The organism is Pontibacterium sp. (genome assembly GCF_964228735.1).
Classification (GTDB): domain Bacteria; phylum Pseudomonadota; class Gammaproteobacteria; order Pseudomonadales; family Balneatricaceae; genus Pontibacterium.
In genome coordinates this window covers 1-13,889 of the sequence record NZ_CAXRBQ010000113.1, presented here as the reverse complement: position 1 = coordinate 13,889, position 13,889 = coordinate 1, and the positions used below count along the sequence as shown (strand labels likewise).

Here is a 13,889-nt window from a genome sequence, read left to right as displayed (position 1 = left end):
GTTTGAAACCCGTACCGAGTTTCAGGATCGGCATCAGCTTCAGGCCCAGGCTCATAAAGAAACCTACACCCAAAATCAGGATCAGCATCGGCCAACCCCACACAATACCGTTAATTTCACCAATTATGGAACTTAGAGCTTCCATCAGAAGGATACCTCCCCTTGTTATTTTTATAGTCGCTGGTTGTCCAGAGGGACGGACAGTAGCAAGTGGTCTTGCTTTTTGTTTCTTGCATTGGATGTTTTATTTCCAATAGGAAACAAAGTATCTCTTATTGAACTTGTTTTCAATTGGAAATTTTTATCGCTTTTTCTAGATAACGTTGATATTCCTTATCAGGTACAAACGACCCTCCAGTTAACCAGGCAACATGTACCCCATTTTTCAATGAGTTAGCGATGTTTTGGGCTTCAAGGTACTGATGGCCCGAACCTGTGTTAAGCATAGCTGGACCACAACAACTTATAGCTGCTGAAGGCTCAACTTCGACGTTTTCCAGGTTTTTTAGCGAAAAAAGGTGCCGATACAGCTCATCATCGGTGGCCGTGTAAACTCCGGACACCTGATGACGCACTGCGTCACACACCCATTGGGATGCAGTACCAACCGCCAGTCCGTCGGCATCGGTATCGATCTGCAACCCCAATTCGTAGATCGGAACAGGCTCCTGTCCCGGTTCACCTGCCATGCCCAGAAGCATGCAGGGCGCCTGTACCGGTTCGGCGAAGAAACAATGTACGTTGTCGCCAAACAGGGATTTCAGGCCAAAAGCAATACCGCCTGGAGCGCCACCGACCCCGGCTGGCAGATAGACGATCAATGGCTGTTCTGCACTGACCTCGATACCCGCAGCATCAAGCTGCTTTTTAAGGCGCAGTGCAGCGACCGCATACCCCATAAACAGACGCGGTGAATTCTCATCATCGACAAAATAGCTGTGTGGGTCAGCGTCTGATTCTGCGCGGCCTGCCGCCACAGCGGCGCCGTAGTCTGCGGTGTGTTCCACCACTTTGACGCCTCGTTTGCGCAGGCGCTCTTTCTTCCACTCCTTGGCATCGGAAGACATATGCACCACGGCGTTGAAACCCAGTGCGGCACCCATAATGCCGATGCTCAAGCCCAGGTTACCGGTACTGCCCACGGCAATGGTGTGCTGAGCAAAAACGGCCCGACTCTGATCGGAGTTAAGTTTCCTATAATCATCATCGGTGCCACTGAGCAGATTTTCCTTCAGCGCCAGCTGCTCCGCGAAGCAAAGGACTTCATGAATACCACCGCGGGCTTTGATGGAACCGGCAACCGGCAGGGCGTGATCTGCTTTCAGAAACAGGCGGCCACCGATTGGGTTGATCTCTTTGTTCAGCGTATCGGTGGGTAGCAGTGGTGATTCGATCAGGCCACCTGCCTCTTTTAATTCCGGGAACAGATCGATAAGCAGCGGCGCAAAGCGTGCCAGGCGCGCTTCCGCTTCGTAGATGCCTGCCACATCCGGTGTATCAGGTGCAGAGTTTGCGTTTTGGTATGCGGGATTAAGCCAGATTAGAGGTTGCCCGGAACTGAGTTTTTCTTGTTCTTGTTGGGTCAGATTCAGGTTGGTCATCGCTATTCCTGCCTCAATGTGTTTAGACTATTGTCTGAACAAAACTTGCCCAGAACAAACGATAGTTTCTTAAAGGCTGTTTAGTTTCACTAAACGATACATATTTCTGTAGGGTACAGATGGCAAAGCTTAACTCCCGCACACTGGCATCACTGGTCCACTTTGAGGCCTGTGGTCGCCTCCTCAGTTTTTCTGATGCAGCCAAAGAGTTGTCCCTCACTACCGGGGCTGTAAGCCAGCAGATTCGCAAGTTGGAGGATGTTCTGGGGTTTAAGCTGTTTGAACGTCAACCCCGGGGGATAGAGCTCACGGCTGAGGGGGCAGAGTTGCTGAAAGTCACCCAGAGCTCGGTGGAGGCAATTGAGACGGTTTTAGCAAAATTGCAGGGGCAGACAGGAGAGTCTGTAGTTAGACTAAAGTCGACACCGTCCTTCGTATTCAAGTGGCTGATCCCACATCTGCAGGCCTTTGATCACAGCCACCCCGAGATTCGCGTCGAGACTTTTGCCGATGCGGCGTTGCTGGATTTGACCACCGGTGACTTTGATCTGGCGATCGATTACAGCAACGGTGAGTACACCGAGTTTGAAGCCTTGTTGTTGATGGAGGAAACCCTGCAGCCGGTCACCAGCCCCACCTACATGCCGGAAGCGGATTGGTCTGATCCGGATGTCTGGAACAAGATCTCCCTGCTGCACGATTCCATGCCATGGCCGGATTCGCCACGTGATGCCGAGTGGCGATTTTGGTTGGATCAGCGCGGGCTGAATGATGTGTGCAGTGGTTCGGGACACTACTTTAACCGGGTGGATATGGCAATTGCTGCGGCCGGTGCTGGCTTGGGGGTGGCGCTGGCACGCAGTGCACTGGTGCAGGAAGAGCTGGAGACGGGACGCCTGATCGCCCCGTTTCCTGCCGTAAAGTCCTGTTGCGACTACTACCTGTTGTTGCCAAAGGGCACACCGGACGTATCCAATGCGCGGGTATTACGTGATTGGCTGCGGGCGTTGGCTCAGCGCTCGGGTACCGGCAACTCCTGAGACTCCTTCACCTCTTCCATTACGATATAACTCTTGGAGTTCTTTACCCCTGGAAGGGTCAGCAGCATATCGCCCAGCAGTTCACGGTACTGGGACATGTCGCTGATACGGGCTTTCAGCAGGTAGTCGGAATCACCGGAAACCAGGTGACATTCCTGGATATAAGGCAACTTCTTCACAGCCTGGTTAAACGCACCAAAAGCATCCGGTGATTGATACGAGAGAGAGATCTCAACAAACACCAGCATGTGGTAGTCTAGAGCTTCGGGATGGATGCGGGCGTAGTAGCCCTCAATCACACCGTCTTTCTCTAAACGTTTCACACGTTCCATACAGGGCGTAGTCGACAGACCGACCCGGTCGGAAAGTTCCGTGTACGAGATGCGGCCCTCGCGCTGCAAGATGCGCAAAATGTTGCGGTCAATACGGTCAAACTTTCTTTTTTTCAAAGGCTTACGCTTACTTTCCATAATATTTTCTGCGATTTTTATTATTCTCGTAATATCAGCTAATAATAGCACAAATACAAAGAAATATTCTGACGAACCTGGAATAGAATGGTTATATATCTCGCATTGATCAAATAATAACCAGAAGGTGAGTTTATGAAAGTTCTTGTGCTTGGCAGTGGTGTAATTGGTGTAACCAACGCTTGGTATCTGGCTAAAGAAGGTCATGAGGTAACTGTGGTAGATCGTCAGCCAGAGGCCGCGCTGGAAACTAGCTATGGCAACGCAGGAATGATCTCACCAGGTTACGCAATGCCTTGGGCGGCTCCGGGTGTACCGAAAAAAGCCGTGAAATGGATGATGCAGGACCTGGCACCGTTGGCGATCCAGCCAAAGCTGGAAGGCTCCATGTACTCCTGGATGAGCAAGATGCTGCGTAACTGCAGCGAATCTGCGTATGCTGTGAACAAAGAGCGTATGCTGCGTATTGCCGAGTACAGCCGTGACTGCTTCGTTGATATGCGTAACGAGCTGGACATCAATTACGAGCAGCGTACCCAGGGTACCCTGCAGCTGTTCCGCACCCAGAAGCAGATGGATGCTTGTGGCGCTGACGTTGCCATTCTGAAAGAGTGCAACGTACGTCACGAAGTGCTGGATGTTGCAGGTTGTGTCGATGCCGAACCTGCTTTGGCGTACAAAAAAGACAAAATCGTGGGTGGTCTGCGCCTGCCGGGCGACGAAACCGGCGATTGCTTCAAATTTACCCAGGCGCTGGCAAAAGAGTGTGAGCGACTGGGCGTTAAGTTCATCTTCAACACCAGCGTTGACGCGCTGCAGGTAGAGAAGGGCGACGTAACCGGTGTTCACACCTCCGCGGGTCTGTTGACCGCAGACAAGTACGTGGTTGCGATGGGCAGCTACAGCCCGCTGTTGCTGGCTCAGATCGGCATCAAGGTGCCGGTATACCCAGTGAAAGGTTACTCCCTGACCCTGCCGATCATCGATGAAAGCCGCGCGCCGGTTTCCACTGTGATGGATGAGACCTACAAGGTTGCTGTAACCCGCTTCGATGACCGTATCCGCGTGGGTGGTACTGCAGAGATCACCGGCTACGACCTGGGTCTGCCAGAGAAACGCCGTAAAAGCGTCGACTTCGTCGTGGATGACCTGTTCACCGGCGCAGGCGATCTGAAAAACGCCGAGTTCTGGACCGGCCTGCGTCCAATGACACCGGACAGTGTACCGGTACTGGGTGAAACCAAATACAAGAGCCTGGTCCTGAATACCGGTCACGGTACCCTGGGTTGGACCATGTCTCTGGGCAGCAGCCGATACGTTGCCGATATCATCTGCGGTCGCAAGCCGGATATCGACACTGCGGGTCTGAGCGTAGCGCGTTACCGCTAACGCTGGCTCTGCCAACCGATCATAAGCCCTTTGGACGGGTCCGCCCGTCCGTTTTTTCCGATTTACCCCTAATCATGACGTCCAATGACCTTTGAGAGGCGCTACAGGACTCAGGTTGGGACTGGGCAGGGCTCTGAATTTCAGAGTCGTTATCTGGCTAGTTCGTAACTTACCTGGACACGCCTCTGTTTTTTTTTTCGATTATGCTGTCATTATATGGTCGTTACGTGATAGAACCCGACTTATCCTGCACCGGGTTTTAGAGGCGCTTCGAATGCGGTTCGTCGGCCCTCAAGAATTCAACTATCAGTCTTTTAAGGAATAACAATGAACAAAAGCATTATCAGCACTGAAAAGGCACCTTCCGCTATCGGTACCTACTCTCAGGCAGTGAAAGCGGGTAACACCGTATACATCTCCGGCCAGATCCCTCTGGTACCAGAAACGATGGAGATGGTAACTGAGTCTTTTGAAGCTCAGGCTGAGCGTGTTTTCCAGAACCTGCAGGCAATCTCTGAAGCAGCGGGCGGTAGCCTGGCTGACGTGGTTAAAGTAACCATCCTGCTGTCTGACCTGAAATACTTCGGTATCGTCAACGAAGTAATGTCCCGTTACTTCGCAGAGCCATACCCAGCGCGTGCTGCATACGCCGTTAAGCAGCTGCCAAAAGATGCGGATATCGAAGTTGAAGCAATCATGGTAACCGCCGAATAAGATTCGGCGTTTGCAGGAAGAGACCCGCAGATCGGTTGATGTGAATGTACGGGTTTCTTTTTTTCAGCCCGACTGACCGCTACCGATCAGTCTGGCTTTGGTAGGCAATTCCTGTCAGGCCATCCCCTGGCGACCTGAATACAGGATTGTTTGCCGCAGGGTATATGTCTTTGGCTGATGTTTAAGGGATATCGGGACGCCGGTATTCTGCAGTCTGGGCATATACCCTGAACATCCACTCTTTCCCGCTATTTTACCGCTTGCGCCAGCAGCATCGCCGCCGCAGTTTTCCCCATCTCTTCCAGATCGTCCCGATTGACGTAGATGCCGTCGTTCAGCAATCGGCATAAGCCGTGCAGTGTTGCCCAGCTGGCCTGTGCGACCCGCAATGTCGGGTGCTGGTTGGTGAGTATGCCCGCGCCCTGCAGGGTTTCGATCCATTCCAACCAGTGCTGAAAGCAACGTTTTGAGATTACTTTCAGGGAATCGGTGGGCTGCCCCAGCTTCCAGATCTCCTTGCCGAACATCAGATCGTAGGTTTCCGGGTTTGCATCGGCAAAACGGATATAGCCCAGCACGTATAGTTCAAATAACAAACGTGGTTCCAGCTCCGGGTGCTGCTGCGGCAGCTCACTCACCGCCTGGATATGGTCGGCAAACCCCGCCTCCGCAATGGCGCACAACAGCTCGTTTTTATCCTTGAAGTGATGGTACGGCGCGGTGCGTGAAACGCCCACGTTATCGGCCAGTTTACGCATCGAGAGGGCGTCCACGCCGCCATCCCTGATGATCTGCGTCGCTGCCTGCAACAGGGACTGGCGCAGGTCGCCGTGGTGATAGGTTTTTTTATCCTGAGTCATGAGCGGAATCTAGCAATGCATCTTGACACCGTCAAGAATGAGTAATAACTTGACGGTGTCAAGATTGCTTGAGCGTGCTTGTCTACACTGCAAACTACGTGTGTACAGGCTGACAAACACAGGGTCACAGGAGGATCTATGAGTTACACCACGTTTGATCTGACGGTTGAGGATCATATTGCGCATCTGCAGCTGAACCGCCCCGATGCCTACAACAGCATGAACCAGGCATTCTGGAGCGAACTGCCCGCCGCGATGCGTGCCGTTGATGAGGCCGCAGAAGCGCGGGTGATTGTGATCAGCTCCAGTGGCAAGCATTTCTCTGCGGGTATGGATCTGGAGGTGTTCAGCAATCCAAATCCAACCCTGTTTCAGGGCGAGCGCGGTCGTCAAGCCGAGGGGATGCGTCGCTTGGTGATGCAGCTGCAGGCCTGCTTTAACGTGCTGGAAGAGGTGCGTATGCCGGTGCTGACCGCGATTCAGGGCGGTTGTATTGGTGGCGCAGTGGATATGGTGTGTGCGGCGGATATGCGCTACTGCACCGAAGATGCGTTTTTCCAGGTGAAAGAGACCGAGCTGGGGATGACCGCCGATCTGGGCACCCTGCAGCGCCTGCCACAGTTGATTGCGCCGGGCCTGGCGCGGGAACTGGCCTACACCGCACGTAAGATCCAGGCGGATGAGGCGGCAAGCAGTGGTTTTGTAAACCAGGTATTTGCCGACCAGGAAACCATGCTCACTGAAGTGATGGCCATTGCTAAGCAAATTGCCGAGCGCTCGCCGCTGGCGGTCACCGGTACCAAGCAGATGATCAATTATGCGAGGGACCACAGCATGGCAGACAGCCTGACCATGATGGCCACCTGGCAGGCGGGTATGTTCCAGCCAACCGATATGGTGCAAACCTTCAGCGCCAAGATGACGCAAAAAACACCGGAATATGAAGGGCTGCGGCCAATCACCGAGCCGCTGAAGTAAGAGTTTCTACATAGCACTATCGCGGATTAACAAAGAACAAAAAAGTCGAAGAATAAAAATACAGAGATCAATGAGATGAGCAACGCACACCCACTGTATCCAAACCTGTTCCAGCCGCTGGACCTGGGATTCACCACCCTGAAAAACCGTATCCTGATGGGCTCCATGCACTTGGGATTGGAAGAGCGACCAAACGGTTTTGAGCGCATGGCTGCTTTTTACGCCGAACGTGCTCGTGGTGGTGTCGCACTGATCGTGACTGGAGGCATTGCACCGAACGAAGCTGGTGTTGTACATCAGGGATCATCAATGCTGGCCAGTCAGGAGGATGTGGCAAAGCACCGTACCGTGACCAATGCAGTGCATGAAGCGGGTGGCAAGATATGTATGCAGATCCTGCACACCGGACGTTATGCCTACAGCCCGCAGCTGGTGGCGCCGTCAGCGATCAAAGCGCCGATCAACCCGTTTGCTCCCAACCCGCTGGATGAGGCGCAGATCGAAGAGCAGATGCAGGATTTTGTGCGCTGTGCCTGTCTGGCGAAAGAGTCCGGTTATGACGGTGTAGAGATCATGGGATCTGAGGGGTACCTGATCAACCAATTTATCGCCAAGCGCACCAATACCCGTGATGATGAGTGGGGGGGGGAATACCAACAGCGCATCCGTTTTGCAGTCGAAATCGTGCGCCGGGTGCGTGAAGCGGTGGGCGAGCAGTTTATTATTATCTACCGTCTGTCGATGCTGGATCTGGTTGAGGGTGGCAGCTCCTTTGATGAGATTGTGCAACTGGGTAAAGAGATCGAACAGGCCGGTGCCACTATTATCAACACCGGCATCGGCTGGCACGAAGCGCGTATCCCAACCATCGCCACCAAAGTGCCGCGTGCGGCCTTTACCTGGGTAACTGCGCGCGTTAGGGCAGAACTGAATATCCCGCTCATCACCTCCAACCGTATCAACATGCCGCAGGTTGCCGAAGATGTATTGGCACGGGGTGATGCGGACATGGTGTCAATGGCCCGTCCGTTCCTGGCCGATCCGGAGTTTGTTGCCAAGGCCGAGCAATCCCGTGCCGACGAGATCAACACCTGCATCGGTTGTAACCAGGCCTGTCTGGATCATATCTTTGTTGGCAAGCTCACCAGCTGTCTGGTGAATCCACGTGCCTGCCACGAAACCGAACTGCAGATCGAACCAACCGAAGCGCCGAAGCGTTTTGCGGTTGTAGGGGCTGGCCCGGCGGGCCTGGCGTTTGCAACAACCGCGGCGAAACGGGGTCATCAGGTCACCCTGTTTGATGGCCAGTCCGAGATCGGCGGTCAGTTTAATGTGGCGAAACGGATTCCGGGTAAAGAGGAGTTCTACGAGACGCTGCGTTACTTCGCCCGCCAGGTCGAGTTAACCGGTGTAGAACTGAAGCTGGATACCTTTGTGAGTGCAGAGGAACTGGAGCAGGGGGATTTCGACGAGATCGTGGTGGCGACCGGTATCACACCGCGTAAACCGGAACTCGAAGGCATCGACCATCCGAAAGTGCTGGGATACCTCGATGTGATGCACGGCGCCGAGGTGGGCAAGAAGGTGGCGGTGATAGGCGCGGGGGGGATCGGTTTTGATATCAGCGAGATGCTGGTACATCAGGGCGAATCAACCAGCCAGAATATCGAAGCCTTTATGCAGCAGTGGGGCATCGATATGTCCCTGCAGGCACGCGGTGGTGTGGAAGGTATCGAGCAGGACTTCGAACCGGCTGCCCGCGAAGTCTATCTGCTGCAACGCAAAGCCAGCAAAGTGGGGGCTGGCTTGGGCAAAACCACCGGCTGGATTCACCGTACGGATCTGGCCAAAAAGGGCGTGCGCATGCTGAACAAGTGTGAGTATGTGAAGATCGACGATAACGGCCTGCACCTGCAAGTTGATGGCGAACCGCAGGTGCTGGCAGTGGATAACGTGGTGGTCTGTGCGGGCCAGGAGTCCAACCGTGGTCTGGCTGACCAGATCAGCAGTAAACCGGTACACCTGATTGGCGGTGCCGACCTGGCTGCCGAGCTGGACGCTAAACGTGCGATCGATCAGGGTACGCGCCTGGCTGCCCAGCTTTAACATCATAAGCTTAAGCTTTAAGAACAGCTGTTTGGGGCATCTTCAGGGTGCCCCTTTTTATTCCTTCAAGCTCTAAAAGATCGGACGTATTGCACAAATACGTTAGTTATCACCTTGCTCGGCTAGTCGATTTTTTCCTGTTAAATCCGTGCCCTAAAGGTCTTGTAGCGATTTATGTCACTAATCCTGGGTTGAAATGTCATTGCTGAATGGCTGATCTTCTAAGAAACTGCGTAACAGTCTCGAAAGCTCTCGGGCGCAGTTTACCCAACAAATATAAGAACCGGGTCGTATATGAGAGAACGCGCAGCAACTTTTCGGGTGGTCATTTGGTCGCTCCTGTCTATTTTTTGTTTGTCATCACCGGCTGTATCAGCCGGAACTGCCGATCGTCTGGTGCGTGATACGACACCGCTTGAAGTGATCGATGTGGCGATGGCCCGCCAGCTGCTTCTGCTGGATATTACGGCTGTGGGTAACCGTCTTGTTGCCGTAGGGGAGCAGGGCGTTATTTTGATTTCCGATGATCAGGGCGAGAGCTGGCGCCAGGCCAAGGTTCCGTCCAGCGTATTGCTGACCGCCGTACAGTTTGTGGATGAGAAAGTTGGCTGGGCTGTGGGGCATGATGGCGTTGCATTGCAGACGGTTGATGGCGGCGAAAGCTGGCAGGTAAAGTTGGATGGCAACCAGATCAACCAGACCCGCATCCATGATCTGAACAGTACAATCCAACAATGGGATGAAAACCGGGGCAACGGCGATCTATCCTTGGAAGATCTGGAGTATGCGCTGGAAGATGCCCAATACGCATTGGAGGACGGCGCCAGCGTACCGCTGCTGGATCTGTGGTTTACCGATCGGAATACAGGTTACCTGGCAGGAGCTTACGGCATGTTCCTGCAAACCCGCGATGGGGGGAAAAGCTGGCAGAGTGCCGATCACCTGCTGCCTAACCCGGACCGTTTTCACTTGAATGCCATTCACGTTACCCGCAACGGTGAGCTGTATCTGGCCGGTGAAGCGGGTTCGCTATTCAAGCGCGACGGTTCTGGAAACTGGTATCAGCTGGATACCGGCTATGAAGGTTCTTTCTTTGCGCTGCAGGAAGGCAAAGATCAGCTCAATGTGATGGGACTGCGTGGTCACCTGTTCACATCTCGGGACGGTGAGCAGTGGACGCAGGAGAGATTACCAACAACCAGCAGTATCAATGCGGGTCTGAGTGATGCTCAGGGGGAGCTGATCCTGATCGGGCAGGGAGGCCTGTTGCTCCAGCAGCAGAACGGTACATTTGGGTCACTGAAGGCGCCTACGCGCACCAGTTTCTCGTCCGGTGTGCGTGTCGGGCAGCAATTGATTCTGGTGGGTGAAGCCGGTATTACCCGCGTACAACTCTCGAATAATCCACAGGGAGAACGTTCCTGATGAGTTTCTCCCGTCAATTGCTGGCACCGATAAGAGCCAGCGAGCAGTTACTGGAGCGTTTTCTGTTCTACCGTCGAGGGCTGGTGGTGGGGCTGTTCGCGTTGCTGACATTGATCTTCGTCTGGCAGGCGAGCATGATCCGCCCGGATGCCAGCTTTGTGAAGATGATTCCGTCCAGTCACCCTTATGTGAGTAACTTCCTGCAATACCGGGATGACCTGGCAGGTCTTGGCAACAGCGTGCGGATCTCCGTGGAAGCTACGGAAGGGGATATCTTCAGTGCCGAGTTTCAGGAGACCCTGCGACAGGTTACCGACGAGGTGTTCTTTATTCCCGGCGTGGATCGTTCTGCGCTGAAGTCGATCTGGACCCCCAACATCCGCTGGACCGAAGTGACCGAAGAGGGCTTCGTCGGTGGGCCGGTCATTCCGCCGACCTATGATGGATCGGCCGAAAGCCTGGAGCAGGTGCGAATCAATATCCTGCGCTCCGGTCAGGTGGGACGTCTGGTGGCGAATAACTTCAAGTCCGCCATTATCCAGGTGCCATTGTTCGACCGTCATCCCCAGACCGGTGAAAAACTGGATTACCAGAAGTTCTCCCATCAGCTGGAAGAACTGATTCGCGATAAATATGAGCGTCCAGGCATTGAGATCCACATCACCGGCTTTGCCAAGATCGTCGGTGACCTGATCGACGGCGCCGCCCAGGTGGCGGTGTTCTTTGCCATCGCCTTTGCTGTGACGCTGGTGCTGCTCTACCTCTACTCCGGCAGTGTCACGGGTACACTGATTCCGCTGACCTGTTCCGTGATTGCGGTCATCTGGCAGCTGGGCCTGCTGAATACACTCGGCTTCGGTCTTGATCCGTATTCCATGCTGGTGCCGTTTCTGGTGTTTGCGATCGCCGTCAGCCACGGTGTGCAGATCGTCAATACCACCACTCTGGAGGCTGCGCAGGGTGCGGATAAGCGCCTGGCGGCACAGCGCGCCTTCCGAGCGATTTTCATCCCCGGTCTGATCGCACTGATCTCTGATGGCATCGGTTTTGTCACCCTGCGGGTGATTGAAATCGAAGTGATCCAGGATCTGGCCGTTGCTGCATCGGTGGGGGTGGCGGTGATCATCCTTACCAACCTGCTGCTGTTGCCGGTGCTGATGTCCTATTTTGGCGTGGGTGAGAAGGCGGTGAAGCGTGCACAAAAAGCCGCCAACCGGACCCACAGCCGCTGGCAGCTGCTGACGGTGTTTAGCCGCCCCAAAGGTGCATTTACTGCTCTCGCCGTGGCGGTCTTTATGGCGGGACTGGGTTTCATCTATAGCGGTGATCTGAAGATCGGCGACCTGGATTCGGGGGCGCCCGAGCTGCGTGCTGATTCCCGCTATAACCTGGATAACGCCTTTATTACCGGGAATTACTCCACCTCCAGTGACACCTTTGTGGTGATGGTGAAAACCGGCGATGAGCAGTGCAGTAGCTACCAAACCCTGGCGTTGGTGGATCAGTTCCAGCACGGCCTGAAAAATGTACCCGGTATACAGAGCAGTATCTCGCTGGCGGATGTATCCGAGCGGGTCACTGCGGGCCTCAATGAAGGCAGCCTGAAATGGCGCTCCGTAAGCCGCAACCAGATGGTGATCAACGCCTCGCTGGCCTATGTGCCTGCGGGCCTGATGAATGCCAAGTGCTCCCTGCTGCCGGTGATTATCTTCCTGGATGATCACAAGGCGGAAACCCTGCTACGGGTGACTGCAGCGGTGGAGGCGTTTGCCGAGGAACACAACTCCGATCAGATCGAGTTCCTGATGGCGGCCGGTAATGCCGGCTTTGAAGCGGCCACCAACGAGGTGATCAGTGTGGCCCAGTACGAGATGCTGTTCTGGGTATACGGCGTGGTGAGTTTCCTCTGCCTGTTGACCTTCCGTTCCCTGAAAGTGGTGTTCTGCATTATCACACCACTGGCACTGACTTCGCTGCTTTGCCAGGCATTGATGGCGCAGTTGGGTATTGGTGTAAAGGTGGCCACATTGCCAGTGATCGCCCTAGGTGTGGGTATCGGTGTGGACTATGGCATCTATATCTATTCCAAGCTCAACACCTATCTGGTGCAGGGCCACAGCCTGTCGCAGGCGTATCTGGAAACTCTGCAGAGCACCGGTAAGTCCGTTGCCTTCACCGGCCTGACCCTGGCGATTGGTGTGGTGCTGTGGGTGTTCTCGCCGATCCGTTTCCAGGCGGACATGGGCGTATTGCTGACCTTCATGTTCATCTGGAACATGCTGGGGGCGTTGATTCTGCTACCGGCATTGGCTTGTCTGCTGCATACCGAGGAGAAGGAGCGGGTACATGTTGTTCAGTAAACGGATTTTGGTGATTCTGGATAGTGGTGAGCACAGTCCAAAAGCGTTGCACCGTGCCCACCTGATTGCCGAGCGGATGGGCTGTGAGCTGGAGCTGCTCTGGGTGGGTAAGTCGGAACCCTGGACGGGATTGGCGCTGGACCTGGCGGCACTGCAAGCCAGCGCTGTGTGCTTCACCCAGGAGGTGCTCACCAAGGATCTGATCGATTCAGTGCAGGAGCGCTGGCAACAGGATCACTTTGCATTGTTAGTGAAAGGCTGTGACCCAAGGCACAGCAACCGAAGGTTGTTGGCCCCTCGCGATTGGCAGTTATTGCGTGAAACACCTTGCCCGGTCCTGCTAGTAAAACAGGAGCTGCATTGGGCGGATGGTCGTATCCTGGCCGCAGTGAACACGACCACCGACAACCCGCAGTTGCGGGTACACAACCAGAGTATTCTGATATTGGCGGGTTTTATCGCCCACTCTCTAAACGTGCCTTTACACGCGGCGGTGGCGACACCTATGGCGATGCAGGGCGTTGAACCAGAGATGCAGTCCCAGGTACTGATAGACCAGCGTGCGCAACGTTCTGGTGAAAAAGTGCTGTCTGAGATGAACTTGCAGGTGGCTCAGCTGCATGTGGGGGAAGGGCCTCCGGAGCACTGGATCCCGCATGTCAGCAACGAGATCGACGCCTCGCTGGTGGTGATGGGGACCCTTGCCCGTAAAGGGATGTCCGCGGCCCTGCTGGGTAATACCGCCGAACGGATTCTCGACCGCTTAAATACCGATATCCTCGTCCTGCGCGCCGGGATCGACCAGCCGTTGCCGTCGTTGATGACATAATTGGCAACGGCTTCTTTCTGAAATTTCTGACTTAAATCTCTTTTCTTTTTATGTCGCCCTCGGAGCGGGCTGCTACGAAGCACCTGTAGATACCATCTCTCGATTCTGGCTACAAAC

General features: G+C 54.4%; 11 protein-coding genes and 1 pseudogene. 8 read left to right on the top strand and 4 right to left on the bottom strand.

The window, feature by feature from the left end; genetic code table 11:
- Together ACEQ15_RS12925 and ACEQ15_RS12920 are read right to left on the bottom strand one after the other, a co-directional pair.
- Positions 1–145 (bottom strand): annotated as a pseudogene (locus tag ACEQ15_RS12925) (sodium:alanine symporter family protein); the annotation flags it as partial.
- A 142-nt stretch (positions 146–287) separates the two neighbouring features.
- A complete protein-coding gene (locus ACEQ15_RS12920; protein WP_370279604.1) occupies positions 288–1,601 on the bottom strand; it encodes a D-serine ammonia-lyase in 1,314 nt (437 codons plus the stop codon).
- A 119-nt stretch (positions 1,602–1,720) separates the two neighbouring features.
- On the opposite strand from ACEQ15_RS12920, the gene ACEQ15_RS12915 reads away from it, so the two are divergent.
- A complete protein-coding gene (locus tag ACEQ15_RS12915) occupies positions 1,721–2,641 on the top strand; it encodes a LysR substrate-binding domain-containing protein (protein ID WP_370279603.1) in 921 nt (306 codons plus the stop codon).
- Here the strand turns inward: ACEQ15_RS12915 and ACEQ15_RS12910 are convergent.
- Positions 2,614–3,111: an Lrp/AsnC ligand binding domain-containing protein gene (locus ACEQ15_RS12910; protein WP_282350827.1), complete on the bottom strand. Its 498-nt coding sequence runs from the start codon at positions 3,109–3,111 to the stop codon at positions 2,614–2,616. The two genes, ACEQ15_RS12915 and ACEQ15_RS12910, sit on opposite strands and share 28 nt — an antisense overlap.
- 135 nt (positions 3,112–3,246) lie before the next feature.
- Here ACEQ15_RS12910 and ACEQ15_RS12905 point away from each other — a divergent pair, with 135 nt between their 5' ends.
- The gene (locus ACEQ15_RS12905) at positions 3,247–4,500 is read left to right on the top strand and encodes a D-amino acid dehydrogenase (protein ID WP_370279602.1); all 1,254 of its coding nucleotides are present in this window, start codon (positions 3,247–3,249) and stop codon (positions 4,498–4,500) included.
- Between the two features lie 327 nt (positions 4,501–4,827).
- Entirely contained in the window at positions 4,828–5,214 is a 387-nt protein-coding gene (locus ACEQ15_RS12900) for a RidA family protein (RefSeq protein WP_370279601.1), read from the top strand.
- 248 nt (positions 5,215–5,462) lie between these two features.
- Here the strand turns inward: ACEQ15_RS12900 and ACEQ15_RS12895 are convergent, their stop codons facing one another.
- Complete coding sequence (locus tag ACEQ15_RS12895) at positions 5,463–6,074, bottom strand: TetR/AcrR family transcriptional regulator (RefSeq protein WP_370279600.1); 612 nt, start codon at positions 6,072–6,074, stop codon at positions 5,463–5,465.
- A gap of 138 nt (positions 6,075–6,212) precedes the next feature.
- Between ACEQ15_RS12895 and ACEQ15_RS12890 the strand changes: the two genes are divergently transcribed.
- From ACEQ15_RS12890 to ACEQ15_RS12870, 5 genes are all read left to right on the top strand, one after another.
- Positions 6,213–7,052, top strand: coding sequence for a crotonase/enoyl-CoA hydratase family protein (locus tag ACEQ15_RS12890; RefSeq protein WP_370279599.1), 840 nt, complete (start codon positions 6,213–6,215; stop codon positions 7,050–7,052).
- A 75-nt stretch (positions 7,053–7,127) separates the two neighbouring features.
- Positions 7,128–9,158, top strand: a complete 2,031-nt coding sequence (locus ACEQ15_RS12885; RefSeq protein ID WP_370279598.1) for an FAD-dependent oxidoreductase — start codon at positions 7,128–7,130, stop codon at positions 9,156–9,158.
- Between the two features lie 396 nt (positions 9,159–9,554).
- Complete coding sequence (locus ACEQ15_RS12880; protein ID WP_370279597.1) at positions 9,555–10,583, top strand: WD40/YVTN/BNR-like repeat-containing protein; 1,029 nt, start codon at positions 9,555–9,557, stop codon at positions 10,581–10,583.
- Positions 10,583–12,943, top strand: coding sequence for an RND family transporter (locus ACEQ15_RS12875; RefSeq protein WP_370279596.1), 2,361 nt, complete (start codon positions 10,583–10,585; stop codon positions 12,941–12,943). Before ACEQ15_RS12880 ends, ACEQ15_RS12875 begins: the two co-directional genes overlap by 1 nt.
- The gene (locus tag ACEQ15_RS12870) at positions 12,930–13,772 is read left to right on the top strand and encodes a universal stress protein (RefSeq protein WP_370279595.1); all 843 of its coding nucleotides are present in this window, start codon (positions 12,930–12,932) and stop codon (positions 13,770–13,772) included. The genes ACEQ15_RS12875 and ACEQ15_RS12870 overlap by 14 nt, the downstream gene beginning before the upstream one ends.
- Positions 13,773–13,889: the final 117 nt, after the last annotated feature.

What these genes read in the sequence shown, in the direction of transcription:
- ACEQ15_RS12920 (WP_370279604.1), bottom strand. Translation starts at nt 1,601, where the DNA reads ATGACCAACCTGAATCTGACCCAACAAGAACAAGAAAAACTCAGTTCC.
- ACEQ15_RS12915 (WP_370279603.1), top strand. Translation starts at nt 1,721, where the DNA reads ATGGCAAAGCTTAACTCCCGCACACTGGCATCACTGGTCCACTTTGAG.
- ACEQ15_RS12910 (WP_282350827.1), bottom strand. Translation starts at nt 3,111, where the DNA reads ATGGAAAGTAAGCGTAAGCCTTTGAAAAAAAGAAAGTTTGACCGTATT.
- ACEQ15_RS12905 (WP_370279602.1), top strand. Translation starts at nt 3,247, where the DNA reads ATGAAAGTTCTTGTGCTTGGCAGTGGTGTAATTGGTGTAACCAACGCT.
- ACEQ15_RS12900 (WP_370279601.1), top strand. Translation starts at nt 4,828, where the DNA reads ATGAACAAAAGCATTATCAGCACTGAAAAGGCACCTTCCGCTATCGGT.
- ACEQ15_RS12895 (WP_370279600.1), bottom strand. Translation starts at nt 6,074, where the DNA reads ATGACTCAGGATAAAAAAACCTATCACCACGGCGACCTGCGCCAGTCC.
- ACEQ15_RS12890 (WP_370279599.1), top strand. Translation starts at nt 6,213, where the DNA reads ATGAGTTACACCACGTTTGATCTGACGGTTGAGGATCATATTGCGCAT.
- ACEQ15_RS12885 (WP_370279598.1), top strand. Translation starts at nt 7,128, where the DNA reads ATGAGCAACGCACACCCACTGTATCCAAACCTGTTCCAGCCGCTGGAC.
- ACEQ15_RS12875 (WP_370279596.1), top strand. Translation starts at nt 10,583, where the DNA reads ATGAGTTTCTCCCGTCAATTGCTGGCACCGATAAGAGCCAGCGAGCAG.
- ACEQ15_RS12870 (WP_370279595.1), top strand. Translation starts at nt 12,930, where the DNA reads ATGTTGTTCAGTAAACGGATTTTGGTGATTCTGGATAGTGGTGAGCAC.